This window comes from Pseudomonas sp. EB271-G4-1, from assembly GCF_058791355.1.
Window position 1 is genome coordinate 57,620 of sequence record NZ_JBYTEO010000015.1, and the last position, 26,802, is coordinate 84,421.

The 26,802-nt window shown below is 59.8% G+C and carries 18 protein-coding genes; 12 read left to right on the forward strand and 6 right to left on the reverse strand.

Features of this window, described 5'->3' with window-relative positions:
• The first annotated feature begins 20 nt into the window (after nucleotides 1-20).
• Genes AC3WWR_RS10130 through AC3WWR_RS10140 form a run of 3 tightly spaced genes read left to right on the forward strand, consistent with a single transcriptional unit; the run spans nucleotide 21 to nucleotide 2,521 of the window.
• Entirely contained in the window at nucleotides 21-761 is a 741-nt protein-coding gene (locus AC3WWR_RS10130; protein ID WP_020797447.1) for a hypothetical protein, read from the forward strand.
• A 3-nt stretch (nucleotides 762-764) separates the two neighbouring features.
• The gene (locus AC3WWR_RS10135; RefSeq protein WP_033043790.1) at nucleotides 765-1,262 is read left to right on the forward strand and encodes a CS1 type fimbrial major subunit; all 498 of its coding nucleotides are present in this window, start codon (nucleotides 765-767) and stop codon (nucleotides 1,260-1,262) included.
• Nucleotides 1,259-2,521, forward strand: coding sequence for a hypothetical protein (locus AC3WWR_RS10140; RefSeq protein WP_432668563.1), 1,263 nt, complete (start codon nucleotides 1,259-1,261; stop codon nucleotides 2,519-2,521). The genes AC3WWR_RS10135 and AC3WWR_RS10140 overlap by 4 nt, the downstream gene beginning before the upstream one ends.
• Before the next feature lie 69 nt (nucleotides 2,522-2,590).
• On the opposite strand, the gene AC3WWR_RS10145 is transcribed toward AC3WWR_RS10140, so the two are convergent.
• Nucleotides 2,591-5,716 carry a transglycosylase domain-containing protein gene (locus AC3WWR_RS10145; RefSeq protein WP_033043785.1) on the reverse strand — a complete coding sequence of 1,042 codons (3,126 nt, stop codon included), beginning with the start codon at nucleotides 5,714-5,716 and terminating at the stop codon, nucleotides 2,591-2,593.
• A gap of 471 nt (nucleotides 5,717-6,187) precedes the next feature.
• Here AC3WWR_RS10145 and AC3WWR_RS10150 point away from each other — a divergent pair, with 471 nt between their 5' ends.
• Nucleotides 6,188-7,609: an amino acid permease gene (locus AC3WWR_RS10150; protein ID WP_083349714.1), complete on the forward strand. Its 1,422-nt coding sequence runs from the start codon at nucleotides 6,188-6,190 to the stop codon at nucleotides 7,607-7,609.
• Nucleotides 7,610-7,746: 137 nt separating this feature from the next.
• On the opposite strand, the gene AC3WWR_RS10155 is transcribed toward AC3WWR_RS10150, so the two are convergent.
• Nucleotides 7,747-8,874: an OpgC family protein gene (locus tag AC3WWR_RS10155; protein ID WP_033045130.1), complete on the reverse strand. Its 1,128-nt coding sequence runs from the start codon at nucleotides 8,872-8,874 to the stop codon at nucleotides 7,747-7,749.
• A 248-nt stretch (nucleotides 8,875-9,122) separates the two neighbouring features.
• Here AC3WWR_RS10155 and AC3WWR_RS10160 point away from each other — a divergent pair, with 248 nt between their 5' ends.
• The 3 genes from AC3WWR_RS10160 to AC3WWR_RS10170 are packed head-to-tail and all read left to right on the forward strand — an operon-like array spanning nucleotide 9,123 to nucleotide 11,944.
• Nucleotides 9,123-9,497 (forward strand): GtrA family protein, encoded by a 375-nt coding sequence (locus AC3WWR_RS10160; RefSeq protein ID WP_020800893.1) that lies wholly within the window; start codon nucleotides 9,123-9,125, stop codon nucleotides 9,495-9,497.
• Nucleotides 9,494-10,435 carry a glycosyltransferase family 2 protein gene (locus tag AC3WWR_RS10165; RefSeq protein WP_020800894.1) on the forward strand — a complete coding sequence of 314 codons (942 nt, stop codon included), beginning with the start codon at nucleotides 9,494-9,496 and terminating at the stop codon, nucleotides 10,433-10,435. The genes AC3WWR_RS10160 and AC3WWR_RS10165 overlap by 4 nt, the downstream gene beginning before the upstream one ends.
• Nucleotides 10,436-11,944: a glucosyltransferase domain-containing protein gene (locus AC3WWR_RS10170; protein ID WP_432668562.1), complete on the forward strand. Its 1,509-nt coding sequence runs from the start codon at nucleotides 10,436-10,438 to the stop codon at nucleotides 11,942-11,944.
• Nucleotides 11,945-12,018: 74 nt separating this feature from the next.
• Here the strand turns inward: AC3WWR_RS10170 and AC3WWR_RS10175 are convergent, their stop codons facing one another.
• Nucleotides 12,019-13,638 (reverse strand): FMN-binding glutamate synthase family protein, encoded by a 1,620-nt coding sequence (locus AC3WWR_RS10175; RefSeq protein WP_033045133.1) that lies wholly within the window; start codon nucleotides 13,636-13,638, stop codon nucleotides 12,019-12,021.
• Nucleotides 13,639-13,747: 109 nt separating this feature from the next.
• Entirely contained in the window at nucleotides 13,748-14,551 is an 804-nt protein-coding gene (locus AC3WWR_RS10180) for a helix-turn-helix transcriptional regulator (RefSeq protein ID WP_033045134.1), read from the reverse strand.
• A gap of 118 nt (nucleotides 14,552-14,669) precedes the next feature.
• Between AC3WWR_RS10180 and AC3WWR_RS10185 the strand changes: the two genes are divergently transcribed.
• The 3 genes from AC3WWR_RS10185 (at nucleotide 14,670) to AC3WWR_RS10195 (ending at nucleotide 16,773) form a co-directional block, all read left to right on the forward strand.
• Entirely contained in the window at nucleotides 14,670-15,491 is an 822-nt protein-coding gene (locus AC3WWR_RS10185; RefSeq protein WP_492598664.1) for a carbon-nitrogen hydrolase family protein, read from the forward strand.
• A gap of 184 nt (nucleotides 15,492-15,675) precedes the next feature.
• The gene (locus AC3WWR_RS10190) at nucleotides 15,676-16,110 is read left to right on the forward strand and encodes an NUDIX hydrolase (protein WP_020800899.1); all 435 of its coding nucleotides are present in this window, start codon (nucleotides 15,676-15,678) and stop codon (nucleotides 16,108-16,110) included.
• A 24-nt stretch (nucleotides 16,111-16,134) separates the two neighbouring features.
• Nucleotides 16,135-16,773: a LysE family translocator gene (locus tag AC3WWR_RS10195; RefSeq protein WP_033043244.1), complete on the forward strand. Its 639-nt coding sequence runs from the start codon at nucleotides 16,135-16,137 to the stop codon at nucleotides 16,771-16,773.
• Nucleotides 16,774-16,909: 136 nt separating this feature from the next.
• On the opposite strand, the gene metR is transcribed toward AC3WWR_RS10195, so the two are convergent.
• Nucleotides 16,910-17,827: a transcriptional regulator MetR gene (metR, locus tag AC3WWR_RS10200; protein ID WP_020800752.1), complete on the reverse strand. Its 918-nt coding sequence runs from the start codon at nucleotides 17,825-17,827 to the stop codon at nucleotides 16,910-16,912.
• Nucleotides 17,828-17,936: 109 nt separating this feature from the next.
• On the opposite strand from metR, the gene metE reads away from it, so the two are divergent.
• A complete protein-coding gene (metE, locus tag AC3WWR_RS10205; RefSeq protein WP_432668559.1) occupies nucleotides 17,937-20,249 on the forward strand; it encodes a 5-methyltetrahydropteroyltriglutamate--homocysteine S-methyltransferase in 2,313 nt (770 codons plus the stop codon).
• 42 nt (nucleotides 20,250-20,291) lie between these two features.
• Here the strand turns inward: metE and AC3WWR_RS10210 are convergent, their stop codons facing one another.
• Entirely contained in the window at nucleotides 20,292-25,493 is a 5,202-nt protein-coding gene (locus AC3WWR_RS10210) for a dermonecrotic toxin domain-containing protein (protein ID WP_432668558.1), read from the reverse strand.
• A 205-nt stretch (nucleotides 25,494-25,698) separates the two neighbouring features.
• Between AC3WWR_RS10210 and AC3WWR_RS10215 the strand changes: the two genes are divergently transcribed.
• Nucleotides 25,699-26,733, forward strand: a complete 1,035-nt coding sequence (locus AC3WWR_RS10215; RefSeq protein WP_432668557.1) for an alpha/beta fold hydrolase — start codon at nucleotides 25,699-25,701, stop codon at nucleotides 26,731-26,733.
• The last annotated feature ends 69 nt before the right edge of the window (nucleotides 26,734-26,802 follow it).

The window sequence follows — 26,802 nt, forward strand, 5'->3', positions numbered from 1 at the left end:
TAATTAACGAGGTAGGGACGATGAAACGTCTGTTGGTATTAGTTGGTTTTTGTTTGTTCACCCAAACGGCTCACGCTAGCCCGAGCATCAATATCGGTACCGTCTACGACTATCTGGACGGAGATAAAAGCACCTTCCTGAAACGTGTGTTCAATGGCGGCGACAGTACGGCATTCGTCAAGGTCAACATCCTCGAGATTCTCTACGACGCCGATGGCAAGTCGCAGGAAGTACCGCTTCAATCCAATGCCGATGGCAGCTCCCGCGACGGCTTGATGGCCAGCCCGGCGCGGTTGATCGTGCCGGCCAACGGCATGCAGGGCACGCGTTTGCTGTACATGGGCGAGCGTGACCGGGAGCGGTATTTCAGGGTGCGTTTTGTACCGGTGGTGCCGGAGAAGGAAGACGCGTTCGCGCTGTCCAGCGAAGAACAGGAAGACTACAAAAAGTCGCTGTCCGCCGGTGTCACCGTGCTGGCAGGTTATGGCGCGGTGTTTTTCGTGCGGCCCAAGGAAACACGCTTTGACAGCGCGGTTGAAAACGCCACAAGCACCTATCGGATCCGCAACAACGGCAACTCCGTTGTGGTGATCGATGAGTTCAAGGACTGCGCGGTCAAAAACGATCAGGACTGCCAGCCCACGACCAAGCATCACATCCTCGCAGGTCGCACTTTTGAGTTCGAAAAGCAGGCCGGTCGCGAATACCGCTTCACCTTGGTCGAAGGTGAACGCAGCAAAAACCTCGACGTGAAGGGCTGACCCATGAACAGGAAGCTGATCCAGGTCTGGTTGTCGGCCGCCGTGATGGCGGCGAGCGCGGGTGTATTCGCCGCCCGGGAAGAGCACACCTTCGAAGTGTACGTGACCATTCCGACCCCGGCGTTTTACGTCATCCCCTCGGACTCGGGCTGGATTCATCGCGAGCAGCAACTGCCGTGGAAGGTGGCGACGTCGACACTGGGCAGCCTGCGCAAGTATTTCGATGTGAAGAATGTGGCAGGCTCGATCGAAGCGCGGCTTGACGGACGCCCCTATCTGTCTAACGGCACCGATGCCGATGACATCGCCTTGCGGGTGCTGTTCAACGGCAAATTGTTGAGCGAACACGAGAGCGGCGAAGTGGTGTCCATGACCGATGCAGCGCCCGGAAAACGCGTGTTGCTGGAAGTCCTCCCGATGCCGCCTGCCGACGGGGTTTACAAGCCCGGCAAGTACTTTGGCAGTATCAATATGATCTTCAACGCGGTGTTGCCGATATGAAAAGATTGCACAGCAAACCACTAGCCCAGAGCCTGAAGCGTTTTGGATCAATCAGCTTCTTTAGTGTTGCCTTTGCCCTGCAGGCGAATGCGGCGGTCTTGGACATCGAGGCGTCCTTCGCGCCCGACTCGTCACAACCCCAAAAGAATGTATTCATCAATCAGACACCGTCCGGGGGGTTCTGTCGCCAAGTCCCGAGTGCTTGCGAGCCTCGTGGGCTATTCAGTCTGATTGCCCCCATAGCGTTTGCTGCCAACGCACCGATCCTGGCCAATCATGCGGACCCTCGCCAGGGCGGGATGGCGAAGGTCCCCTCTGAGTGGAGAACGGTGCGCGTGACTCATGAGTCGGGCGATTCAAAGGAGCTGTCCATACGCATTGCGGGTATTGGTCACGAAGCCGGCTTACCCCGGGCCATCGGCGAACTGACCAATGGAGGGTGGTGGGACAATTTGTGGGAGGGAGGCGCGTGGGTCTATGCGCCAGCGCCTTGTGGCGGCGTCGGCATATCCACTGCCGGCCACCATGGTTACAACAGTTTCTGGATGGTTCCCGTTGGAGCAGGCGTATGTAGCAAGAAAGCACTGTTCGAGATTCCGCTCGCCTTTCGTTATCAGTATTTTGTGTTCGCGTATGAGCTGCGCACCCCTGATCCGCTGAACATGCTGGGGGGTAAATACACAGGTACCGTTGCGTATACGGTCGGCCCTCATCAGGATTTCGACATGGGCGATGTGATGATTCCCGATGACAATCAGTTGATCCTCAACTTCTCCCTGGATGTACGGCATACGCTCAAAGTGGATATTCCCCCCGGTGGTGATCGGGTGGAACTGGTGCCGGCGGGTGGCTGGCAGTCCTGGCTGACCCAGGGGCGCAAGCCAACCCGGTTGTTTCGCGATCAAACCTTCAACATTTCCTCGTCTAGCCGTTTCAAGATGCAGCTTCAGTGTGAAATCACCGGACTCTTCGATTGCATGATTCGCGATCCTGTTTCCCAGCGAGCTGCGGTGGTGCAACTGAGCGTCAGCTTGCCCAACGGCTTGACGGATATCTTTGGGCAACCGGTCACTCGTCGTCCTTTACATGTCGGACAGGTGAATGCCCAGCAATTCAAACCGGGCTTTTATGTAGACCGTGCGCCCGGCACCCTGCATTTCGAAGTTGCACCTTATTACGTGGACTACATGATCAAGGCAGGCGAAGCTTCCAAATTCAGGGGCAATATCACCGTGATCTGGGATTCCGAAGTGGGATAGATAACGCGTGCCCTGAAGGCGTGACGGCCTTCAGGGCGAGGTCTGTCGAAAAGAATAAATGACCCGCGATCAGCGTCGGGCGACTTCAACAGGCAGGCACTCGGTGTGACTTCCCGGTTGCAGGTACGGCGTCAGGATCGGTGCCATGCCCTTGAGCACTTGCACCGGCAACGCCGAGGTGAACTTGAACGCCTCGGCCGAGCGCCCCGGCACGAAGGCGGTCAAGGTGCCGAAATGGCTGTCGCCGATGTAGAACACGAAGGTCGCCGTCCGGTTGATCGACTTCGAGCTCAGAATCCGGCCGCCCGAACCGATGGCTTCGATGCGGTTGTCGCCGGTGCCGGTCTTGCCGCCCATGGCCAGCGGCTTGCCGTCTGGCGTGATGAAACTGCCGGCGACGCGTTTCGCCGTACCGGCGTCCACCACCTGGGACAAGGCTTCGCGCATGGCCTTGGCAACCTCGGACGGCATCACCCGTTTGCCGACGTCCGGGTCATTGATCAGTTTGGTTTCATAGGGCGTGTTCGCCGCGAAGTGCAGGCTGTCGATGCGCAACGTCGGCATGCGCACACCGTCGTTGAGGATGGTGCCGATCAGCTCGGCCAGTGCGGCCGGACGGTCGCCGGAGCTGCCGATGGCGGTGGCCAGCGAAGGCACCAGGTGATCGAACGGATAGCCCACTTGCTGCCAGCGCTGGTGAATGTCGAGGAAGGCTTCGATTTCCAGGATGGTGCGGATGCGGTTGTCGCGGGCGCCCTTGTGTCGACTCTTGAACAGCCAGCTATAGACTTCCTGGCGCTCGAACTGGCTGGCTTTGACGATGTCCTTGAACGTGGCGTCCGGGTGGGTCAGCAAGTAGCCCATCAGCCACAGGTCCAGCGGGTGGACTTTGGCAATGAAGCCCTGGTCGGGCAAGTCGTAGGTGCCGGGTCCATAAGCCAGGTACAGGCGTTCGAGGCGCTCGTCGGTGAGTTTTTCCTTGTCGATGCTGGATTTTTCGCCGGTGAGGTGCGAGCGCACAAAGGTGTTGAAGCTCTGCTGGCTGGCCTGCGGCAGCAGGTAGCGGTGCACGGCGGCCAGGCGGATCGGGGTCGGGCGCATGCTGTCGAGGAAGGTCTCGAGTCGCGCCTGGGTGTCCTTGTTCTTGTATTTTTTCCAGAACTTGAGCAGGAACGACGTGCCTTCGCGGTCGGCAAACGAGGCCAGGTATTCCTGGCGGCGAGGGTCGCGGTCGTCCTTGAGCAATTCGGCCCGGTTGTTGGGGCCGGAATACGTGGTGTAGCGCACCAGGTCGCGCATCAGGCGAATGAACGGCAGGTTGATCGACTCCCGCAGGGCGTCGCGCAGGGTCGGGTTGCGACCGTTGTCTTCCTTGCGGAAGTTATTGAACGTGTGCAAGCCGCCACCGGTGAAAAATGCTTCGCCGGGGCTGGCGGAATACTTGCGATCCAGCGCGGCGCCGAGCATGGGTTGCAGGCTGTGGTCTTTGTTCTGGATCAGGTAATCGACCACCCAGCGGCTCAGGCGATCCTGTTCCGGTATCTCGACTTTCTTCAGGTCCGGGACGGACATCTCGCCGTATTTGTCATGCAACTCGGCAATGATCTGCAGGTAAGTGGTGAGCACGCGCATTTTCGCCGTGGAGCCCAGTTCCAGCTTGCTGCCTTCATTGATGTCGAACGGTTGATCGGTGCTGTCGGTCTGGACCCGCACCCGTGAGCCATCCGGTGTCAGCTCGAACAGTGTGAAGCTGTAGCGCACCTGGGTGGTGCTGGTGGGGGTCAGCAAGCGTTCGCCCATCAGGCCGATTTCAGCGGCATAGGCCGGGTCGGCCAAGCGTTTGAGGTAGGCGGTGGCCTGGGTTTGCAGCTCGCCTTGCAGGGTGCTGGTGGCCGAGAGGTCAAGCCGATCGAGATCGTACAATGGACGATTGAGCAACCCGGCCAGGCGGCTGCGGGCCACGCTGATGCCCTTGTTGGTTTCGATTGGTTGAATGGTCGGTTGGGTCGCCCAGTCGCGATACGTGACTTTGCTGGCCAGGGCCGCGGCGGCAAAGGGCGCATCGATCACGCCGTTTTGTGCCAGCAAACGAATGTGACTGTCGGTGAGGTCGGCCAGTTCATCGTGGCCTTTGGTCAAGTAATGGGACGGGCGGCGCTGGGCAATCATCAACGACAGCATCTCGCGCAGGGCCAGGCCTTTTTCCGCCATGCTTTTTGGATCCGTGGCGTCGCTCGCCAGGGTTTCGTTGGCCTTGTTGAAGTCGGCGCCATACCACACGCGCAAACCTTCGGCCATGCCATGCACTTCACCGTGGCCCGGCACCGCCGACAGCGGCACGCTATTGAGGTAGTCGCGCACCACGTTCTGCCGAGCCTTGAGCGTTTGCGGGCCATCCTGGTAGGCGCGCACGGTGGCGGAAATCATCTGGCGAATTTTTTCCCCACCCGAGACGGTCAACCCATCGGGTGAATGTCGATACTTCTCAAGTTGCGTGGCCAGGGTACTGCCACCCGCCGATTGACCGGGCAGGTGCAGCATCTTGGCGACTTGGGTATACGCCGCCATGCCGAACCGTGGCCAGTCCACCGCCGGGTTGGCGAGGGGCTGGCTAGGGTCGAGCAAAAAGCGGTTTTCGATGAACAGCAAGCTGTTGACCACCACCGGAGGGATCGCCTCGAAGCTGGAATAGAGCTGTTGCGGATACTTGTATTGGTACAAGGGGTTGGCGCGGCAATCGGTGATTGACAGCCCAGCCTGGATTTTCTCCGCATAAGGCACGAACAGGCCCTTGTCTGTGTAGTCCATCAAAGCCTTGGAAAACCGGGTCTGGGCAGAAATGACGTAGTCACGCTTGATAAGGCGTGGCAGAAATTCGTCCAGCGAGCTGTAACCCAGGCGCAGGTCGAATGGGCCCGCGCCAGGGTAGTGAATGGCGTCGCTGGGACCGGGTTTGAGTTCATAACTCAGGGTCTTGGCAAACTTGCTGACCTCCCTGGCTTGAAACCTCGAGGTACGCATTTCCTTGGCCGCCGCCAGACCCACGACAATCGCAATGATTACCAACAAAAGCCAAAACGCTTTCCAGCCGTGCTTGACGCGACTGCGAGGGGGTTTTTCAGGTATTGGCGCTTCATCCACAGGTTCAGTCTGGACCACGGTTGTACTCGAATCGGTTTGCTGTAAAGCGCCCATAGTCGATTGATCCATTCACGCAGATTGATCGGACTTGTCTGAAGCTTAGTAGGCGCTGCCGCAGGCTGCGATCTTTTGATCTTGTCTTTTAAAAGCAAATCAAAAGATCGCAGCCTGCGGCAGCTCCTACAGGGTTGATCCAGAGCCCTCGAGAGGTTTAGCGGGGCATGACGACGCACCAATACCGTGCAATACTCGCCGCCGTTTCAAAAAGCGAAAATTCCTACAAGACCCAGATAATCCATCTCCGTGGATACCGCTTTCGCCGAGATTTACACCTGATTTTTGTGGTTTATAGAGTGAAAATCTCTGTCGCGAGCTTTTTATACTGCACCCCCCGCTGATCTCGCAGGTTTCGGACTGCAAGACGGTTCTGCCCACGAAGCAGAGTCGGTCAAGGCAGGCGATGGCTTATCGGTCAACGCTTCGCCACTCGGTGGATATATCCAATAACAATACGAGGTTGTACCCATGCCCGTAGGCAATCACCTGCCCCACGGCGAGACCGCTCAGGGCGGCCCGCTCAAACGTGAACTCGGCGAACGGCATATTCGCTTGATGGCACTCGGTGCCTGTATCGGCGTCGGTCTGTTTCTGGGTTCGGCCAAGGCCATTGAAATGGCTGGCCCGGCCATCATGCTGTCCTACATCATCGGCGGCCTGGCCATCCTGGTGATCATGCGTGCGCTCGGCGAGATGGCCGTGCACAACCCGGTCGCCGGCTCGTTCAGCCGTTACGCCCAAGACTACCTCGGCCCGCTGGCGGGCTTCCTGACCGGTTGGAACTACTGGTTCCTGTGGCTGGTGACCTGTGTCGCGGAAATCACAGCCGTGGCGGTGTACATGGGCGTCTGGTTCCCTGATGTGCCGCGCTGGATATGGGCACTGGCGGCATTGGTCAGCATGGGTTCGATCAACCTGATTGCGGTGAAAGCTTTCGGTGAGTTCGAGTTCTGGTTCGCCTTGATCAAGATCGTCACCATCATTGCGATGGTGTTCGGTGGCATCGGCATCATCGCATTCGGCTTCGGCAACGATGGCGTGGCCCTGGGGATTTCCAATCTCTGGACCCACGGCGGCTTCATGCCAAACGGTGTGCAGGGCGTGTTGATGTCCCTGCAAATGGTCATGTTCGCCTACCTCGGCGTGGAAATGATCGGCCTGACCGCCGGTGAAGCGAAGAACCCGCAGAAGACCATTCCCAGCGCCATCGGCTCGGTGTTCTGGCGGATCCTGCTGTTCTACGTCGGTGCGCTGTTCGTGATCCTGTCGATCTACCCGTGGAACGAAATCGGTACCCAGGGCAGTCCGTTCGTGATGACTTTCGAGCGTCTGGGCATCAAGACTGCGGCGGGCATCATCAACTTCGTGGTGATCACGGCTGCGCTGTCGTCCTGTAACGGCGGTATCTTCAGCACCGGGCGCATGCTCTACAGCCTGGCGCAGAACGGGCAGGCCCCGGCCGGCTTTGCCAAGACTTCCAGCAATGGTGTGCCGCGTCGCGCCTTGCTGCTGTCGATTGGCGCCCTGCTGCTGGGCGTGTTGCTCAACTACCTGGTGCCTGAGAAGGTGTTTGTCTGGGTGACGGCGATTGCCACCTTCGGCGCGATCTGGACCTGGGTGATGATCCTGCTGGCCCAGCTCAAGTTCCGCCAAGGCCTGAGCGCCAGCGAGCGAGCCGGCCTCAAGTACCGCATGTGGCTGTACCCGATCAGCTCTTACCTGGCTCTGGCATTCCTTGTGCTGGTGGTCGGCTTGATGGCGTATTTCCCGGACACGCGCGTGGCCCTGTATGTGGGGCCTGCGTTCCTGGTGCTGCTGACAGTATTGTTCTACGTGTTCAAGCTGCAACCGACCAATATCGCGCAGGGTGCGGTGCGTTCGGCTTCGTAAATCGTAACGCCTGAAATGCAAAAGCCCCGATCGAATTGATCGGGGCTTTTTTTCATCCTGTAAGAGCCGGCTTGCCGGCGAAGGCGTCCTTGGGCATTGCGCCGCACTTTCGGGTGCCTTCGCTGGCAAGCCAGCTCCTACAAGGCGGCTACCGCCGAAGCCGGTCGATTCAAGCGCTTGTTGAACTCAAGCCACGCCCCCAGCAACGCCATCAACCCGGCCCCCACCAACGCGGTAAAAATCTGCATGGCGAACGCATCGTCGGTCAGCGCATTGAGCATGTCCGCCAGAGGCGCCAGCAACACGCCCAGGCAGAAAATCTCCAACGAAAAACGCCCCATGCGACAGCTCTGCTGCGCCAGCCAGTTTTGCGTCCAGCCGGTGTTGGGCAACAGTTTCGCGGTGACGTAGGCCAACGCCAGGAAGTGCAGCAGACGCACAGGCGACAGGTTGGTCTTACTGATCGGGTACAGCAGATTGCCCAGGCTGGCGGGCATCAGGGCGTCGTGGACCTGAGGCCAGCGCCAGGCGATGGTCAGCACCGCGGCGATTACGCAATACACCGCCGCCATCATGAACAACGGCTGGCGCACCAGCGGCCGGGTGTCGGGCACGCGAGGGCGTTGAGCATGCATCGCCGCCGCACCGCCAAGGACAAACAGCAGTTGCCAGGCCACGGGGTTGAAGTACCAGACGCCATCCTTGATCGCTGCCAGGTTCCAGCCGAACAACGGCACCGTCATGTACAGCGCAAAGGACACCGCCACCACCGGCCAGGCCTTGCGTACCAATATCGGCAGCACCAGCGGCAAGCCCGCCAGCAGCACGATATACAGCGGCAGCGGGTCCATCAGGTTCGGTTTGAAACGCAGCAACAACTCATCGATCAGGGCCTGCTGAGGGTCGCTGATGAAATGATGCATGCCCATTTCTTCCACAAGGTCGCGGGTTTCCACGTGGCTGTTGGCGAAAAATACAATGCCCATCAGCATTGCCAGCAGGAAGATGTGCACCACATAGAGCACCCAGGCGCGGCGCAGGATTTTCACACAGGCGATCAAAAAGCCTTCGCGCGCCAGGACTTTGCCGTAGGCCAGTACGGCCGCGTAACCGGCGAGGAACACGAAGACTTCGGCGGCATCGCTGAACCCGAAGTTGCGCAGCGTGATTTGACCCAAAGGGTTGTGGGGCACGTGATCCCAGAAAATGAAGATCAGTGCCAGGCCGCGAAAAAAATCGATCCGGTGATCGCGCGCTAGCGTCATGACGTCAGGCTCGTAGACAGGTATTGAACAAAGGATTAGCCAAAGGCGCAAAAAGTTGCGCGCCACATATTGGCGGCGCGCAGGGTGGACTGATTCGCCGGCAATTGCAAAGGCGGGGTATTTCGGAATGTCTCCTGCCCTGATTGCAAGTCCTGACCGCTGGTCTGAAAGGTTGGCCGACCTGCGATTTCTGACAGTAGACAAGCTCAAATACCTGTGTGTTCAGCGTTCTGTCGCAGGAGCGTTACATGAGGCTTTCATGCAAAGGCTTGTCCAGCTACACGGTGATTGGCGTTGCAAACACGCTGATTCACTGGCAGATCTTTTTTCTCTTGAGCGTGGCTGCCGGCTTCACGCAAGCGGCCAGTAACCTGGCGGCCTTTTGCGTGGCGGCCTCGTTTTCCTTTTATATGAACGCGCTCTATACCTTTGACGCCAAGGCGTCGGTAGGCGGCTACCTGTCGTTCATGCTGGCGATGGGTGCGCTCAGCTTCGGCGTCGGTCATGCCGGCGATGTCTGGCGCTTGCATGGCCTGCTGACCGTGGCGTTGTTTTCCGGCCTGAGCCTGGTGCTGGGGTTCCTGTTTTCCAAATACGTGGTGTTTCGTGAGCGTGATTCATGAAGGTTTCGCTTATCGTCCCGGTGTTCAACGAAGAACAGGCGATCAACCTGTTTTACCAGGCGGTACGACGTGAGTTGAAACTCGACGGTGCCGAGGTCGAGATCGTGTTTATCAATGACGGCAGCACCGATGGCACCGCCGCACAGGCCGCGGCCCTGGCGCAGGTGGACGAACAGGTGATGCTGATCAATTTCTCGCGCAATTTCGGCAAGGAACCGGCGCTGTTTGCCGGGCTGGAATATGCCAGCGGCGATGCGGTCATCCCGATGGACGTCGACCTGCAGGACCCGATCAGTGTCATCCCGCTGTTGATCGAACAATGGCAACAAGGCGCGGACGTGGTTCTGGCCAAGCGCCGCGACCGCACCTCCGACAGTTACTTGAAGCGCCACAGCGCGGCGCTGTTCTATCACCTGTTGAATCGAATTTCCTACACCCGGATCGAAGAGAACGTCGGTGATTTCCGGCTCATGGACCGCAAGGTGGTGGACGTGATCCGCACCTTGCCCGAGCATCAACTGTTCATGAAAGGCGTGTTGTCCTGGGCCGGGTTCAACACGGTGGTGGTGGAATACGAGCGGGCCGAGCGTGTGGCAGGCAGTAGCAAGTTCAACGTCTGGAAATTGTGGAACCTGGCACTGGAGGGTGTGACGTCGTTCAGCACCGTGCCGCTGCGCCTGTGGACTTACGTCGGCGGCGGGATTTCGATTTTTGCGGTGCTCTACGCGGTGTACATGGTGCTGGACAAGATTTTCTTTGGGAACAGCGTGCCCGGTTACCCCTCGTTGATGACTGCTATCCTGTTTCTCGGCGGTGTGCAGCTGATCGGCATCGGTATCCTCGGCGAATACGTCGGCCGGATCTACATCGAAGCCAAGCACCGGCCGCGCTATGTGATCAAGGACATCGTTGGCGGCAAAGACAGGCGCACACCCTAAATGGGCAGGTTCAGCGATTTCTTCATCAAGGAACTCACTCGCCGCCAGGCCTGGCTGTTTTTTCTGTTCGCAACCTTTGTGTATGTCCTGCCGCTGATCCTCGCGGATTTTCCCTACATCGATGACAATTGGCGTTCGCTCTCGGCCGGTATGGCCTGGGCAAAGGAAGGGCGATTGTTCGCCGAGTTGTTCTACAAAGCGCTGACCTTCAGCAACGGCGCGCCGAACATCTTTCCCCTGCCGCTGTTGATCGCCACCCTGGTCATGTCCTGGGCACTGACCAGCCTGACCTTTCATCACTTCCGCCAACCGACCATCAGTGGCTGCCTGGTGTGGTTACCGCTTTTTTACAACCCGTTCTTCCTGCAAAACCTGACCTATCAATACGACGGTCCGATCATGACCTTGAGCGTGGTAGCGGTGATCTACGCCATCACGTTTCATCACCCTTCACGCATTTTGCAATGGCTGGTGCCTTCCTTCCTGATCGCGCTGGCGCTGGGCTTGTATCAAGTCAGCATCAATGTGTTTCTTGGCCTGTGCTGTCTGGAAGTGCTCAGGGCAGTCAATGACCAAGTGGCCTGGGAGCGGTGGGGCGGCTTGATCGGCTGGAGGATCGCCCAGCTGCTTCTCGGCTGGCTGATTTACTGCGTCAGTGCATTTCCCTTCATGGGACAGGACCGCACGTTGCTGCTCAACGGGGGAACGCAGCCTTTGCTGCAAATCCACATGAACATCGCGCGAGTGCTGGAAAAAGTCGTGCTGCTGTTCCATGGCGGATTTGCCTGGGTGTCTGCCGGGTTGTTGCTGTGCGCCGTTGCCGGTGCGGTTTGCCTGGCATTGGAGATTATCAGGCGCAAGGACAGCGCAACGAAGAAGCTCCTGATCGGCCTGCTGTGTCTGCTGACCGTGCCGGTCGTGGTGTTGTTGGTGTCCGGCGTCGCGCTGTTCTTTCGCGACTTCAACGAAGGCGCGAGGACCTTGATGGGGTTTGCGGTGTTGCTGGTGCTGCTGTTCTATTTGAGTCATCTGGCGCTGGCAATGCTTCATGAACGCCTGCCACTGTTGTTGCTGGTGCCGCTGCTGGCCATGCTGTCGTTGTCGTTTGCCTATGGCCGGGTCCTGACGGTGCAAAAGGCCTTTGCCAGCAGCGCGCTGAACAGCCTTGAGCGCGACATCGCCAGCCATCAACCCTTGCGTGACGCCAAGCGCATCTACATGTCGGTGACCTATTCCGATCACTGGCTGCTGGGAGCCGCGGGTTCGTTCAAGCAACTGCCGGTTTTGCATTATCTGCTGAACGTCGACTTCTACATGCTGGCTGAAAACTTGCCGAAAGTGGGCATCACCAACGTGGTCGCGGAGAAGGAGCGGCGCAATGCTACGCGGGTGGGTTACCAAGGCTTCCCGCCGCTGGTGGAGAGCCAGTATTACCGGATTTACCTGATTGGCGATTACGGATTTATTGTCATGAAAGAACCGGCCCCGATCAAATCGTTGCGTTGGTGATACGCATTGATAGGGGCGCGGTCAAGATCAAAAGATCGCAGCCTGCGGCAGCTCCTACAAAGAGCAGGATCAGGTCAGGCTGCCGCCACCTCATTGGGCTCGAAACTGTCCGCCCGCGCCATCTGCCACATCCGCGAGTAAAACTCGCCATTGATTTCACCGGTCAGCAACTCTCCTGGTTTAAGGAACACATGCAGCTGTGAGAACAACTTGATCTCGGTCGCCGACATGCGCCGTACCAAGTGCTTGGCCGACAGCTGCGATGGGTGTTCAAGGCCCGCGGCAGCAAGCATCTCAGCCAGGCCCTTGAGGGTGTTGCGATGGAAGTTGTAGACACGTTGGGCCTTGTCCGGCACCACCAGCGCGCGCTGGCGCAACGTATCCTGGGTGGCGACGCCGGTCGGGCATTTGTTGGTGTGGCAGCTTTGCGACTGGATGCAGCCGATGGCGAACATGAACCCGCGCGCCGAGTTGGCCCAGTCGGCGCCGATGGCCAGCACGCTGGCGATATCGAACGCGCTGACGATCTTGCCGCTGGCGCCGAGCTTGATTTTGTCCCGCAGGTTCAATCCCACCAGGGTGTTGTGCACGAACAACAAACCTTCGCGCATCGGCACGCCGATGTGGTCGGTGAATTCCACGGGCGCGGCACCGGTGCCACCTTCCTTGCCGTCGACGACGATGAAGTCCGGGAGAATGCCGGTCTCCAACATGGCCTTGGCGATGCCCATGAACTCCCACGGATGCCCCAGGCAGAATTTGAAGCCCACCGGTTTACCGCCGGACAACTCGCGCAATTGCTGGATGAAATGCATCAGCTCTATCGGCGTGGAAAACGCGCTGTGGCGTGACGGCGAGATGCAGTCTTCGCCCATCAGAATGCCGCGGGTGTCGGCGATCTCCCGAGTGACCTTGTGCTTGGGCAGGATCCCGCCATGGCCCGGCTTGGCGCCCTGGCTCATCTTGATTTCGATCATCCGCACTTGAGGTGTTCGTGCTTGAGCGGCGAAGCGTTCCGGGTCGAAGCGCCCGTCGGCCGTGCGGCAACCGAAATATCCGCTGCCCAGCTCCCACGTCAGATCGCCGCCGTGTTCGCGGTGATAGGGGCTGATGCTGCCTTCACCGGTGTCATGGGCGAAGTTGCCGAGCTTGGCGCCCTGGTTCAGCGCGCGGATGGCGTTGGCACTGAGCGAGCCGAAGCTCATGGCCGAGATGTTGAACACCGACGCCGAATACGGCTGGGTGCACTGCGGGCCGCCGACGGTGACGCGGAAACCGCTGGGGTCGCTCAAGGGGGCGGGACGCATCGAGTGGCCGATGAATTCAAAGCCGGACTGGTACACGTCGATCAAGGTACCGAATGGTTTGTCGGCACTCTCATTCTTGGCGCGGGAATAGACCAGCGAACGCTGGGCGCGGGAAAAGGGCAGGGCGTCGCTGTCGGATTCGAGCAGGTATTGACGGATTTCCGGGCGAATCGCTTCGACCAGGTAACGGATGTTGCCCAGGATCGGGTAATTGCGGCGCACCGCGTGGGGGCTTTGCAGTAGATCGAAAATGCCGATCAGGCTGAGGATGCCGGTAACGACAGTGATTGGCCAGAGCCAGTCGTGATCGAGGAAGGGCAGGCTGGCGAGGGTGAAAATTACGCAGACGGCAAAGAAGGCGTAGCGGCTCAGGAGTGACAGGCTCATACGGTTTCCTTGGGTTCGGACTCGGTTTTTAAAGATCGCAGCCTTCGGCAGCTCCTACAGGTGGGTGCATGGCTTGCCTTTTTAGGCGCTGCCGAAGGCTGCGATCTTTTCAGGCGTTTTGTGCCTGGAGAAAAATCGAAAACAGCTCGGACTGGGACTTGATCCCCAGCTTGCTGTACATGTGTTTCTTATGGACTTTCACGGTCTCGATGGAGATTTCCAGTTTGCGGGCGATTTCCTTGCTGGAGCAGCCGCTGAGCATCAAGCGCCCGACATCCAGCTCCCGGGCGGTCAATTGTGCGCCCATGAGTTGCTGCACCGAAGCTTCCAGTTGCACGCGCCAGTCGCCTTGTACCGGCGCGGGGGCAGAGGCCGCCAGCACTTCGTTGGTCTCGTAGGGCAGGCGCTGGCGCAACAACCCGAGCACCCAGGGCTGGATCAGCGAAAGCAGGGCAATCTGCTGCGCACTGAAGCGTTGCTGGCTGCCCAGTGACAGGCACAAGGTGCGATCGCCCTCCAGTTGGCAATTAAACTGTATTTCGTCGGCCACGACATTCACACGAAAGTATCGTTGATAGTACTCGGTGAGTTCGAACTGCTCCGGCGCGACTTCCGACAGGCGATACAAACCGCTGCGCGACTGCTCGCGGCAGGCGATATAGAACGGGTCGAGCAGGTACAGGCCGCGCAGGTAATCCTGGAACAGCGGGTCGGGGCTGGCGTCAATGCCTGGGCATTCAGCAAACACCTGTGGGTGCTGGTCGGCGCTGAACAGCAAGGCCACCCAGCTATCGCAGGGCACGTATTGATCCAGCAAGCGCACCAACTGCGTCCAGAAATTGGGCTTGTCCAAGGCATCGATCAATTGCCCGACCGAGCGGTGCCAGGCGATGTCGTCCAACGCGAGTGTCATGCCTCTACCCCTATCGTGTTACCCCGGCGGCGTGATTTTCGACCGCGTGCTTGCTGCGCATACTGGCGCACACACAACGACCGGGCAATCTTTCCGGCGTTCAGAACAAGGACTCCCCATGAAAGTCGAACTCGCCCAATTGGCGGGCCGTGACAATGACACGGCTTACAACCTCGAACGAGCCCTGGTGGCGATCAACGCCTGCGCTGCCGATACGCAACTGATCATGTTCCCGGAAAGCCACCTGATGGGCTTCCCGTGCGCGGAGTCCGTGGCCGAGGTTGCCGAACCGCTGGAGGGCCCGACCGTCAGTGCGATTGTCGCAGCCGCCCGTGATCGCAACATTGCCGTGGTCATCGGCACCAGCGAGCGCGACAACGGCCGGTTCTACAACACTACGTTGCTGATTACCCCCGAGGGTATCGCCCTCAAGTATCGCAAGACGCACCTGTGGCCGTCGGAGCGTGGCGTGTATGAAGCCGGTGATCGCTTCGCCACCTACCTGTGGAACGGGGTGCGAGTTGGTTTGCTGATCTGCTACGACATCGAGTTCCCGGAAACCGCACGCGCCCTGGCGCAACTGGGTGCCGAATTGTTATTGGTGACCAATGGCAACATGGACCCCTACGGTCCCACTCACCGCACGGCGATCATGGCCCGAGCCCAGGAAAACCAGGCGTTTGCACTGATGGTCAACCGGGTGGAAGAGGGCGATGGCGGTGTGTTGTTTGCTGGCGGCAGTGCGTTGGTGGATCCCTTGGGCACGCTGTTGTTCGAGGCCGGGCGTGACGAGGGGCAGTTTGCACTGGACCTGGACCTGGAGCGGTTGACGGCGGCGCGTCGGAATTATCGATACCTGGAGGATCAGCGGCTGAAGTTGCCAGGGGAATTGGTCGAACATGCTTGTGGATTGCGGGAGCTGATGATTCCTGCGCGTTAACTGATCGTTCCCACGCTCTGCGTGGGAATGCATCAACGGACGCTCTGCGTTCGGCTTTTGATTTGGGACGCGGAGCGTCCCGGGCTGCATTCCCACGCGGAGCGTGGGAACGATCAACTCGACTCCTACACAATCGGTGGCGGACATGTGATCCTTGGCGCTTTTGAGTCAAAGGCCTTTTTTCATGTCGACGTTTGCTGCCCAATCTTGCGGACTTATCCACATCGCCGCCGCCCTGTTGATCGGCCCGGACGGCCGTACGCTGCTGGTGCGCAAGCGCGGCACCCAGGCATTCATGCAACCGGGCGGCAAGATCGAGGCCCGTGAGCAACCGGCCAGCGCACTGGCCCGGGAGCTGGAAGAGGAGTTGGGGCTGGTCATCGATCCGACGCAAGCCACTTTCCTCGGGCAGTTCTCGGCCCCTGCCGCCAATGAACCGGGTTTTGTCGTACAGGCCGAACTGTTTCTGCTGACCATCGACACCGATGTGTCCCCGGCCGCCGAGATCGAAGAGGTGCTCTGGATTGATCCGGGTACCGACGGTGGTGTCGTTCTGGCGCCATTGACACGGGACCTGATCCTGCCGTTTTATCGAGCTTCGCTGACCGCGACCGCCTGATCATTTACGCAAAGGACTTCGCCCATGATCCCGCTTCAAGACCTGCTGATTTTCGCCGCTGCCGCGTTGTTGATGGTGCTGACACCGGGGCCGAACATGATCTACCTGATCTCCCGTTCGATCTGCCAGGGCCGCAAGGCTGGGGTCACTTCGTTGCTCGGCGTGGTCGCGGGTTTCTTTGTGCATCTGTTCGCCGCCGCGGCCGGGTTGACCGCCGTGTTCCTGGCGGTGCCGATGGCCTACGAAGTGTTGAAGTGGGCCGGCGCACTGTATCTGTTGTGGCTCGCCTGGCAGGCGGTCAAGCCGGGAGCGCGTTCGCCGTTCGAAGCGCAACAACTACCACCGGATTCGTCGCGCAAGTTGATCACCATGGGTTTTCTCACCAGCGCCCTGAATCCGAAGATTGCGGTGTTCTACCTGTCGGTGTTTCCGCAATTCATCACCCCTGAGCACGGTTCGGTGTTCACTCAAAGTATCGTCCTGGGCCTGACCCAGATCAGCGTCAGTTTCTGCGTGAACCTGATGATCGCCCTGTTCGCGTCGGGCATCGCGTCATGGTTTATCAGCAATCCGACCTGGCTGGCATTGCAGCGTTATTTCATGGGCTTTGTGTTGTCGGCACTGGCGTTGCGCTTGATGCTCGAGCAAAAACGGATGGCTTGAGCAGCTTTTGTGGCGAGGGGACTTGTCCCCGTTGGGCTGCGAAGCGGCCCTGATACCCACGAGCAATGTTTGTCTGAAAAATTGCAGGGGAGTGCTTTGCACTCCAGCGGGGACAAGTCCCCTCGCCACAAGGCGGTTAACGAACCGCGCTGACCCCATCCAGCGTCGAAAACGACGTGTCCTTGGCCGTCAGCAAGAAGTCCCGCATGTACGGCGCATCGAGCATGTCGGCCCGGATCGCCGCATACAGCGTCGCAAACAAGCCTTTCTCGCCCAGGCGCTTGGCCTTCACGTAGCCCCGTGAGCTGTATTCATGCAGCGCCCAATGGGGCATGCCGCACACACCGCGCCCGCTGGCCACAAGTTGCATCATCATCACCGTCAGTTCCGAGGTGCGGACCTGGGCCGGTTCGACGTCGGCCGGTTCCAGGAAGCGCGTGAAGATATCCAGCCGGTCACGTTCCACCGGATAGGTGATCAGGGTTTCGCTGAGCAAGTCTTGCGGGACGATGTAGGCCTTGCTGGCCAGGCGGTGCTGGTTCGCCACCGCGAGCATCGCTTCATAGGTAAACAGTGGCACATAGGTGATCCCTACCAGCTCCACCGGGTCGGACGTCACCACCAGGTCCAGGTCGCCACGGGCCAAGGCGGGCAGCGGGGCGAAGGAGAAGCCCGAGGCCAGGTCCAGCTCGACTTCCGGCCAGGCGTCGCGGAACTGGTCGATGGTCGGCATCAGCCACTGGAAACAACTGTGGCACTCGATGGCCATGTGCAGGCGCCCCGCGGTGCCGCCGGCCAGCCGCGCGATGTCGCGCTCGGCGGCGCGCAGCAGCGGCAAGGTGGCGTCGGCCAGTTGCAGCAGGCGCAAGCCGGCACTGGTGAAACGCACCGGCTTGGTCTTGCGCACGAACAACGGCATGCCCATGCGTTCTTCAAGTTCCTTGAACTGATGGGACAGCGCCGACTGCGTCAGGTGCAGGCGGTCGGCTGCATCCACCAGGCTATCGGCTTCGCGCAAGGCGTGCAGGGTCTTCAGGTGACGGATTTCAAGCACCGTGGGGCTCCATGAGAAAAACTTGTGATCAACACGAAAAGGTTGAGTTTGTCTCATGATGGCTTCGCTGTCGACAATAGCGCCATCTTTTACCCAGGAGCAATTCGACATGGCCGTAGCCCACACCCTTGGTTTCCCCCGCATCGGTGCCGACCGCGAATTGAAAAAAGCCCTCGAATCCTACTGGAAGGGCGACCTCGACCAACAGGCGCTGAAAAGCGTCGGTCGCCAATTGCGCGCCCGCCACTGGCAATTGCAGAAAGACGCCGGTATCGACCTGCTGCCGGTCGGCGATTTTGCCTGGTACGACCAGGTACTGACTCATTCCCTGGCCTTCGGCGTGATCCCCGAGCGTTTCGACAGCACCCGCGACGCGCGTGGCCTGCCGACCCTCGACACGCTGTTCGCCATGGCCCGTGGCGCCACGGCGAGCTGCTGCGGCGCGGAGCACGGCTCAGAGCAATACGCCCAGGAACTGACCAAGTGGTTCGACACCAATTACCACTACCTGGTCCCGGAATTCAGCGCTGACCAGCAGTTCACGCTGAGCTGGGAACAGCTGTTCGATGAAGTCGATGAAGCCAAGGCCCTGGGGCACACCGTCAAGCCGGTGATCATCGGCCCGCTGACTTACCTGTGGCTGGGCAAAGTCAAAGGCCAGGACTTCGATAAACTCGACCTGTTGGAACGCCTGCTGCCGGTCTACAACGAAATCCTCGTGCGTCTCGCTGCCCAAGGCGTGGAGTGGGTACAGATCGATGAACCGATCCTGACCCTCGACTTGCCGCAGGAATGGAAAAACGCCTTTGAACGGGCCTACCACATCCTGCAGTACTCGCCGCTGAAAAAGCTGCTGGCCACTTACTTCAGCGGCCTGCAGGACAACCTTGGCCTGGCTGTCGGCCTGCCGGTGCAAGGCTTGCACATCGATGCGGTGCGTGCGCCGGATCAACTGCTGCACGTGCTCGATCGCCTGCCAACCTACAAGATTCTCTCGGTGGGTCTGGTCAATGGCCGCAACGTCTGGCGCTGCGAGCTGGAACCGGTGCTGGCGCAACTGCAATTTGCCCAGGAGCGTTTTGGCGACAACCTGTGGGTCAGCACCTCCTGTTCGCTGCTGCACAGCCCGGTAGACCTGGAGCGTGAAGACAAGCTCGATCCGGAACTGAAAAGCTGGCTGGCGTTTGCGGTGCAGAAATGTGGCGAAATCGCGGTACTGCGCGATGCCCTGAATGATCCGCAAGCACCCAAAGTGCAAGCGGCGCTGGCTCAAAGCCGTGCCATTGCGACCAGCCGCGCCGAGTCGCCGCGTATTCACAAGGCCCAGGTACAGGCGCGGATCAACGCCATCGTTGCCACGGACAGCCAGCGTCATTCACCGTTTGCCAAACGCATCGAGCAACAGCGCGCACGCTTGAAGTTGCCAGCGTTCCCGACCACCACCATCGGCTCGTTTCCGCAGACTGGCTCGATTCGCCTGGCGCGTCAGGCCTTCAAGCAAGGCAAGCTGTCGGCCAACGATTACACCGATGCCATGCACCACGAAATTCGCCACGCAGTGCAGATTCAGGAGCGTCTGGGGCTGGACGTGCTGGTGCATGGCGAAGCCGAACGCAATGACATGGTCGAGTACTTCGCCGAACAGCTGGATGGGTATGCCTTTACCCGCTTCGGATGGGTGCAGAGCTACGGTTCGCGCTGTGTGAAACCGGCAATCATCTATGGCGACCTGAGCCGTCCCAAAGCCATGACGGTCGACTGGATCAGCTACGCGCAGAGCCAGACCGACAAGGTCATGAAAGGCATGCTTACCGGTCCCGTGACCATGCTGATGTGGTCATTCCCCCGCGAAGACGTGTCACGCAAAGTCCAGGCGCAGCAACTGGCCCTCGCCCTGCGCGATGAGGTGCTGGATCTGGAAGCCGCCGGCATCAAGATCGTACAGATCGACGAAGCGGCGTTCCGCGAAGGGCTGCCACTGCGCCGGGCGCAATGGCAGGAGTATCTGGAGTGGGCGGTAGAGGCGTTCCGCTTGAGCGCCAGCGGTGTGCGTGACGAAACGCAGATTCACACCCACATGTGCTACAGCGAGTTCAACGATGTGATCGAGGCCATCGCAGCGATGGACGCCGATGTGATCACCATTGAAACCTCGCGTTCGGACATGGAGTTGCTGCAAGCCTTTGAGGCGTTCGACTACCCGAACGATATCGGTCCGGGTGTCTACGACATCCATTCGCCACGGGTGCCGGACACCGCCGAAATGGTCAAATTGATCAGCAAGGCCGTCAAGCGGATCCCGGCCGAGCGGCTGTGGGTCAACCCCGATTGTGGTTTGAAGACCCGGGCGTGGCCGGAAACCGAGGCTGCCTTGGTGAACATGGTCGCCGCGGCACGACAACTGCGCAGCCAACTGGCTTGAGGACGATAACGGGAGTGGTTCAACCGCTCCCGTTATCGCGTGTCAGGCCTGATCGAAATGTCGCAATACCGTTGACCGTTTGCCAATGTCGGCATAGGGCAGGGTGGCGTCATCGGCGTGGGTCAGATACCGGTACTGCGGCAGTTTCAGGTGCGCCTTTTCGAATTCGGCGAAGGCGGGTGTGGCCTTGCTGTAATGAAAATGGGCGTACCACAACACGTTGGACGGGACGCTGGTCAGGTCCCAGATTTCGTATTCCTGCAGGTAGTCGGCTCGGCCACCCGGGCGTTTTCGCAGGCTTTTGATCGGGCTGGTTTTACGTATCTCCACAGCGTTGTGGGTAATCAAGTCATCGAGCATGCCATCCGTAGGGTTTTTGCTCAGTAGCGACTGCCGAGTACGCATCTGGCGTCCGGTGGCGATCAGTTCCGTCGCCTTGTTACGCAGTTGCTCGATGACGGGGCTCTGTGGAACAACGGCTTCGATGTCCAGCGCCCGCCGCGTCAGCTCGCTGGCTTCACTGACCATCATGTGCTCGAGATCGACCGGGAGCATGTCTTGCGCCGCATAGGTTTCGATCTTCGACTGGTAGGCCTGCTGCGACTGAAGGCGGTTACGGGCGTCTTCGAGCATGGCGGCAGGGTTCCTTTGCGCGGGACGAGCGGTCGGCGCTGCTGGATTGAGCAAGCGAAACTTGCCGTTTGCACCCTGTTCCCACGTTTCCTGGACACCACCCTGGCCAGTCAGGATGTATTGGTGCTTCTGGGTTGTCGGCTCCCAGCGTTCGACCCCGATTAACAGATGGTCGTCTTCAGTGGTGAAGATTTTCTTGCTGCGTTGCCCGGAGGGCAGGGCTGGAGCCGGTTGGTCGATAGCCTTGCGTGCCCGTTCGGCCATTTTCTCGATACCCTCGAGCAAGGGCGCAACAGCGTCGAGATGAAAGTGCCCGGGGTAGCTGGCGGTCCAGGCGTTCATGCCGCGACGAAATTGCTGATAGTGCTCAAGGCACTCCTGAAGAATCTGATTGCGCTGGGCTCGGTTGGCGGTGACTTCCGGCAGGCTGTATTGGGTAAACAATGCACGGTCGACTTTGGTCCGCAGGCTGTCGACCTGGGCCTGTAGATGGAACCAGGAGAGATCCTGTGTCGTGTCGAAGCGCTGGACGGTTTCCAGCAAATGCCCGGTTTTCAAGTAAAGCAGATTGGCTTCACTCAGGCGTGCGTTCAACATCGTTACTTCGGGCGTCATTTGCGCCTTTTCGGTACTGATCGTAATGCGCTCGTACCACCGCTTGAGCTCGCCCATTGCCGTTTCCATCTGCCCCAGGTGGCCGATCAGTTCGACGCGAATTTTTCGGATGTCTTGCAGAATCCGAAGGCGTTCGGCGTGCGCGTTGTCCGGTAACTCGTCCAGTTGGTCGATTAGAGCGTCGATCCTGTCCATGAGCGGGTTAGCTCGATGATTGATGAAAAAGACCCGCTGCTTTTGGCGATCGGCGATCACGAGGGCATCATTACTTTGCATGTCCTTGAGTACACGCCGTTTGTTGCCATGTGTCAGGGGCGCCAGTTCGACCAGCGTCTGATAGTGCCTGTTGACTATTTCGATGTCGCTGAGACAGGCTGTATCGGCGGCTGGCAACAGGTCCGGGCGGGCTTCGACGGGGCTGCTGTTGTACCGGTTCAGCGTTGCGTTAGTGCCCTGGATCCGGGTCTCGATTTGCGGCGCCAAGTCATCGGCGGCTTCGGTCAATTCATGGTGACGACGAAACACCCGATCGGCCCACCAGCGTGGCAGTCGCTCGCGAATGGCGGCCGGCCAGAGCGGGTCGAAGGTGTCCGCCAGATGTCCGAGCACGCCACCACCACCCAGCCCGCCGCCGTCGAAAGTCGACCCGTAAACACCGAACCAGGTGTCCCACCGGCCTGCTTCATCGAGAGCGATGGGTTGCTTGTAGGTTTTTTTATGAGTGCCGCTCAGTCGCCAGCCGCGTGAGTCCTTGCTCAGTTCAGCCTGGAAGATTCGGCCATGGCGCGTGATGAAGTCACCATCGGCATGACGGTACACATTGCGATAGACACCGTGCTCGACCGGTTGCAACCCGACGAGGGAGATTGGTTTTTCATACTCGTAACCGGCGAAACGTTGGGCGATGTGCCGCGCCTGGTGTTTTGAGGTCGGTGGCAAGGCCAGGGTGCCTTTGCCAAGCGCCTTTAACTGACGAGCACGCGTCAACGTGCGGGCGGCTGCGGCCGATCGGGTGCCCATCGTACTGGGAAGGAGGTCCATGGCGGCATCGATCAGAGACAACAGCACCGACTCTATCTCTGTCAGGCCTTCACCCGCGTCCGCGCGTAACAGCGCTGCGACAGCCCGATTGGCGCTGCTCCAGGCATCGTAGAGAGCAATGGCTGCGCCCACGTAGGGCACAAGGCCCAAGGCCATTTTTATGTAGTTCAACGCCTTCGGTCCGCTGAGCGCGTAGCGTTCCAGGAATAACGCTTCGTTGGAACGCGATGTACCGCGATGGGCTTCGATCAGGCGTCCCATCTGGGTATTGAGCAGGTGCGCGGCCAGTGAAGTGACCGCCGGCCAGCGTGCCCCGACACCGATCATGGCGTCGAAGTGTTTGAGGACGGCCTGGTTGATCCGGCTTTCATGAGCTCGCACGTCTCCCTGCAAAGCGCGATCGGCCAGGTAGCTGACCATCTCACTGCGCAGGCACAGGTTGAACAGGGCCTTGCGCGCGTCTTCGAGGCTGTCGTGACGGCGCAGGAACTGGCCATCGGGACTGTCGGGCAGGTACAGCAAAGTCATGCCGCTGACCTGTTCGTGAATGAACGTCACCCCGGACAAGGTCACCGGGCCCTCGTTGGGGGTGTCCTTGCCGCCCGCGCTCAGGTAGGCCGGCAATAATTCGATGCGCTTGCCGCCCGCGAGCCAGGCTTGCGGGGTATCGGCGTCGATGGCGGCGTTCAGGACGAGCAGGTCGTCGAGGCCGATGTGTCGTTGCAGGCGTGCACACTCCCCTTGCAGCTTGAGGGTTTGGCGCCAGGGCTCGATCAGGCATTCCCGGCGATGTTCCCTTACAAACAGCGGTTCGCCGTGACTGCCCATGAACGTGTCATAGATGAGTTGTTCGTAGACCTTGGGCAAGTCGAGTTCCGGCAGCGTCTTGCGCAGGTAGGCATGGGTAATGCCGGTTGTCAGGGCCTGGCGTTCGCCGTCGTCCGGCGCCTTGACTTCCACCCGCATGAAGCCCAGGCGCAAGGACAAGGGCTCAAGCTGCATCGACGGCTTGTTGTCGATGTTGAGTTGGGCGAGTTCTTCGAGTGACATCTTGCTTCTGGCGGTACTGGGCACCGTCACCAGTTTTTGCGGGGTACCGGGAGCCGCGCCGTCCGTCAGTTGTTTTTGCAGCGTGACGGAGTCGGGCAAGTCCAGTTGGACGTCGAAGTCGCCTTTGAGCGAGAAATCCTGGCGCAGGCGCGCCTGAAGGTGTCGACGGGTGAAGACTTCGCGAGGCGCCAGGGTTTTTTCCAGTTGTTCGTGGCCGCGTTTCATGGCCTGGATACAAGCGCTGGTCAGGCTCTTGAGCCTGGCACGGTCGGGAGCTGCCAAGGTCGTCAACCAGGTGGGAAGCCTGGCAACCATCGCGGCGCTGCGCTGCTGTTCCAGAATATGCATGAGCGCCAGGCTTCTCGCTGCGTTCACCGGGACCTGCAGTAGTGCCAGCGTTTGTTTGCGCAGCTTTTCCAGTGCCTGCGCACGTTGTGTCGCCTGGCCGCTGTCAGGATAGCGCTGGCGTGTTTGCGCGGCTTGTTCTTCGAAAAAGCTGATCTGTTGATTGAGGCTGTATAACAGCGGATCGGTCGTGATGGCCTTCAGGTGCAGGGCCAGGACCGGGTCCCGTCCCTGGATTTTCAACAACTGCTCTTCCAGGTCCTTGCGGTTGGCGAATCGTTGCAAGCCGCCGCCAATACCGGGCCAGTAGAGCAGCAGGCTGTGAGGGGATTCTGGATCGGACAGCGTGTGTGTCCGGCCAATCACAAACACCCCTTTGAGCTCATGGGGCAAAGGATCGCCGGCGTCTGTTCTCACACTCAGCATCAGGCTGGCGAATGCAACGTCAGGGTCTGGCTCGGCGGCTGTGTCCAGCAGGCCCCTGAGCAATTCGAGTTCCGTGCTATCGAGCTGATTAAGCGTGCGTTGCAGTTCCACCTCGGCCTTCAGGCCGTCTTTGTGTGCCTGGTAGAGTGCGTTGAAGCCACGATTGAACGTTATCAGGTCCAGTGTGCGCGATCGGTAGAGCAAGGTGGATGCGGCAGCGTCTGCAGCAAGCTCTGCGGTTTCCAGCGCCTTGAGTGTGTCCTCAAGTGCTTGTTGAAGGTCACTGTCCAGCGCCTCACCCAGCAGTGTTTCGAGCACCGCACGCTGTTTGCCAAGCGAGGCCTGGCGCAGCGACAGTGGAATATCCGCAGACAGGCTATCGAATAGCGATGATTGATCTTCATCGCCAACGCCTTCGGTCTGATCCAGGTCCTCAAGGGGCGGCGCTTGGGCGAATACCTCGGCGAGGCGCCCTTGCGGTCCGGGCGAAAACAGGTCCGCGATGCCTGTCGTCAATGGCCCGGTCCGGGCCGTGTATTCAAACCTGTAATGGCTGGGGAGCTCTGGCGGGGCGAGTAGTTGCGCGGACAACCAGTGCTCCATGTCGCTGCGGTCTTTGAAGGCCTGGACGGGGACCGGTCGAGACGGCAAGTACAGCAATTGCGCGACGGGGTGCTGGTTGCCCACGCTGATCACCCAGGCCGCGGGAAGTTTGAGGATGCTGTTGTCGCTCAGCTTCAGCGCCAGGTGTTCGCAGTGGATCAACTGATCGTCCAGCTGCATTGCCTGGGGCCCTGAATCCAAAACCAACCACAACGGTTTCAATTGTTCGGCGCTCACGGTGCTCAGGGCGAATGCCACCTGGGCCGCGGCTTCGATATGTTCGCGGTACAACTGACTGGCCCGATCACGCCGTGACAGCGGTGTTCCGGGGGCGCGGGCATCCCAATAGGCATTGGCGTCTTCGCTGCGCGGCGCGTCGGCGAACAGCGCCTGCAAACCTTCCTTGCATGCTTGCCAACGGGTCAAGGCGCCTTGCAGCAGGCTCTGATCGATATGGCTCGGCAGCGTCGAGAACTCGGGGATGGGGATTAGAGAGGGGGTGGGGAGAGTTGGGGGCAGTCTTTCGGTCATGGTGGAGGGCTCTTCTACGGGGAGCGGCAAGTCCACTCCTGATCCAGCGCCATTAAAAAAAAATCCCCCAGGCCCGTGGTACTACATAGTTACCGCATCGACCGCTGAGCGACATTCATCAAATTGTCATGCAACTGTGGCAGCGCGCTTGAACAAACTTCATCAGACTTTCGCTCTACTGGGGTTCTGCGTTTCGGTGTTTTTCATGCGTGCACGATTTTTATCGACAGCGGCCTTTTTGGCCGCGTTGTTGTTGAGTTTTCCTTCTTTTTCGGCGTCCCGCTGTGACGTCAATGTGGCCACCGAGCGGGTCAACCTGGATCAGGTAAGCCTGGCGTACCAGAGCATCGGTCGCGCCTCGGACCCGGCGTTGCTGCTGGTGATGGGCCTGGGTGGGCAGTTGATTCATTGGCCTGACGAAGTGGTGGTTGCGCTCTGTAAGCAAGGGTTCCGGGTGATTCGCTACGACAATCGCGACGTCGGCCTGTCGACCTGGCGGCAACCCCCCGTCGAGGCCAACCTGACCTTCGAAGTGTTGCGCTATAAGCTCGGCTTGCCCGTGTCGGCGCCATACTCCCTGACCGATATGGCGGATGATGCACTGGGCCTGATGGATGCGTTGCGCATCGAGCAATTTCACGTGCTGGGCGCCAGCATGGGCGGGATGATTGCCCAGCACATGGCGGCGATGGCGCCACAGCGGGTTGAAAGCCTGACCCTGATCATGAGTACTTCCGGCGCCGAAGGTTTACCCGCACCCAGTGCGGCGCTGCTGCAGTTGCTGGCGCGCCGGGGGGCGCCCAATCGTGAAATCGCACTGGAACAACAGGCGGACCTGCTGGCGGCACTGGGCAGTCCGTCGGTGACCGATGATCGTCAGGCACTGTTGCATCAGGCGGCACTGGCGTATGACCGGGCATTCAATCCCGAGGGGGCTAAACGGCAGATCCTGGCGATCCTGGCCGAGCCGAGCCGAGTGGCACTGCTCAACCAGCTACGGGTGCCGGCGCTGGTGGTGCATGGCACGGCCGATCCGTTGTTGCCGGTGATGCACGGCGTGCACCTGGCGGCGCATCTGCGTGGCAGCCAGTTGAAGTTGATACCGGGGTTGGCTCATCGGTTTCAGGAAGCGTTCAAGGCGCCGTTGCTGGCGGCGGTGTTGCCGTACCTACGGGCGCATCGTGAGGACACTTCGCATTGGGCGCAGGTTGAGCCCGTGGCGGAACACAACCTTTTGTAACACCGCCTTCCCCTGTGGGAGCGAGCCTGCTCGCGAAAGCGGTGGCACAGTCAACATTGGCATGACCGA

Coding starts and splice junctions, on each gene's coding strand:
- AC3WWR_RS10130 (WP_020797447.1), top strand. CDS start 21: ATGAAACGTCTGTTGGTATTAGTTGGTTTTTGTTTGTTCACCCAAACG.
- AC3WWR_RS10135 (WP_033043790.1), top strand. CDS start 765: ATGAACAGGAAGCTGATCCAGGTCTGGTTGTCGGCCGCCGTGATGGCG.
- AC3WWR_RS10140 (WP_432668563.1), top strand. CDS start 1,259: ATGAAAAGATTGCACAGCAAACCACTAGCCCAGAGCCTGAAGCGTTTT.
- AC3WWR_RS10145 (WP_033043785.1), bottom strand. CDS start 5,716: ATGGGCGCTTTACAGCAAACCGATTCGAGTACAACCGTGGTCCAGACT.
- AC3WWR_RS10150 (WP_083349714.1), top strand. CDS start 6,188: ATGCCCGTAGGCAATCACCTGCCCCACGGCGAGACCGCTCAGGGCGGC.
- AC3WWR_RS10155 (WP_033045130.1), bottom strand. CDS start 8,874: ATGACGCTAGCGCGCGATCACCGGATCGATTTTTTTCGCGGCCTGGCA.
- AC3WWR_RS10160 (WP_020800893.1), top strand. CDS start 9,123: ATGAGGCTTTCATGCAAAGGCTTGTCCAGCTACACGGTGATTGGCGTT.
- AC3WWR_RS10165 (WP_020800894.1), top strand. CDS start 9,494: ATGAAGGTTTCGCTTATCGTCCCGGTGTTCAACGAAGAACAGGCGATC.
- AC3WWR_RS10170 (WP_432668562.1), top strand. CDS start 10,436: ATGGGCAGGTTCAGCGATTTCTTCATCAAGGAACTCACTCGCCGCCAG.
- AC3WWR_RS10175 (WP_033045133.1), bottom strand. CDS start 13,638: ATGAGCCTGTCACTCCTGAGCCGCTACGCCTTCTTTGCCGTCTGCGTA.
- AC3WWR_RS10180 (WP_033045134.1), bottom strand. CDS start 14,551: ATGACACTCGCGTTGGACGACATCGCCTGGCACCGCTCGGTCGGGCAA.
- AC3WWR_RS10185 (WP_492598664.1), top strand. CDS start 14,670: ATGAAAGTCGAACTCGCCCAATTGGCGGGCCGTGACAATGACACGGCT.
- AC3WWR_RS10190 (WP_020800899.1), top strand. CDS start 15,676: ATGTCGACGTTTGCTGCCCAATCTTGCGGACTTATCCACATCGCCGCC.
- AC3WWR_RS10195 (WP_033043244.1), top strand. CDS start 16,135: ATGATCCCGCTTCAAGACCTGCTGATTTTCGCCGCTGCCGCGTTGTTG.
- metE (WP_432668559.1), top strand. CDS start 17,937: ATGGCCGTAGCCCACACCCTTGGTTTCCCCCGCATCGGTGCCGACCGC.
- AC3WWR_RS10210 (WP_432668558.1), bottom strand. CDS start 25,493: ATGACCGAAAGACTGCCCCCAACTCTCCCCACCCCCTCTCTAATCCCC.
- AC3WWR_RS10215 (WP_432668557.1), top strand. CDS start 25,699: ATGCGTGCACGATTTTTATCGACAGCGGCCTTTTTGGCCGCGTTGTTG.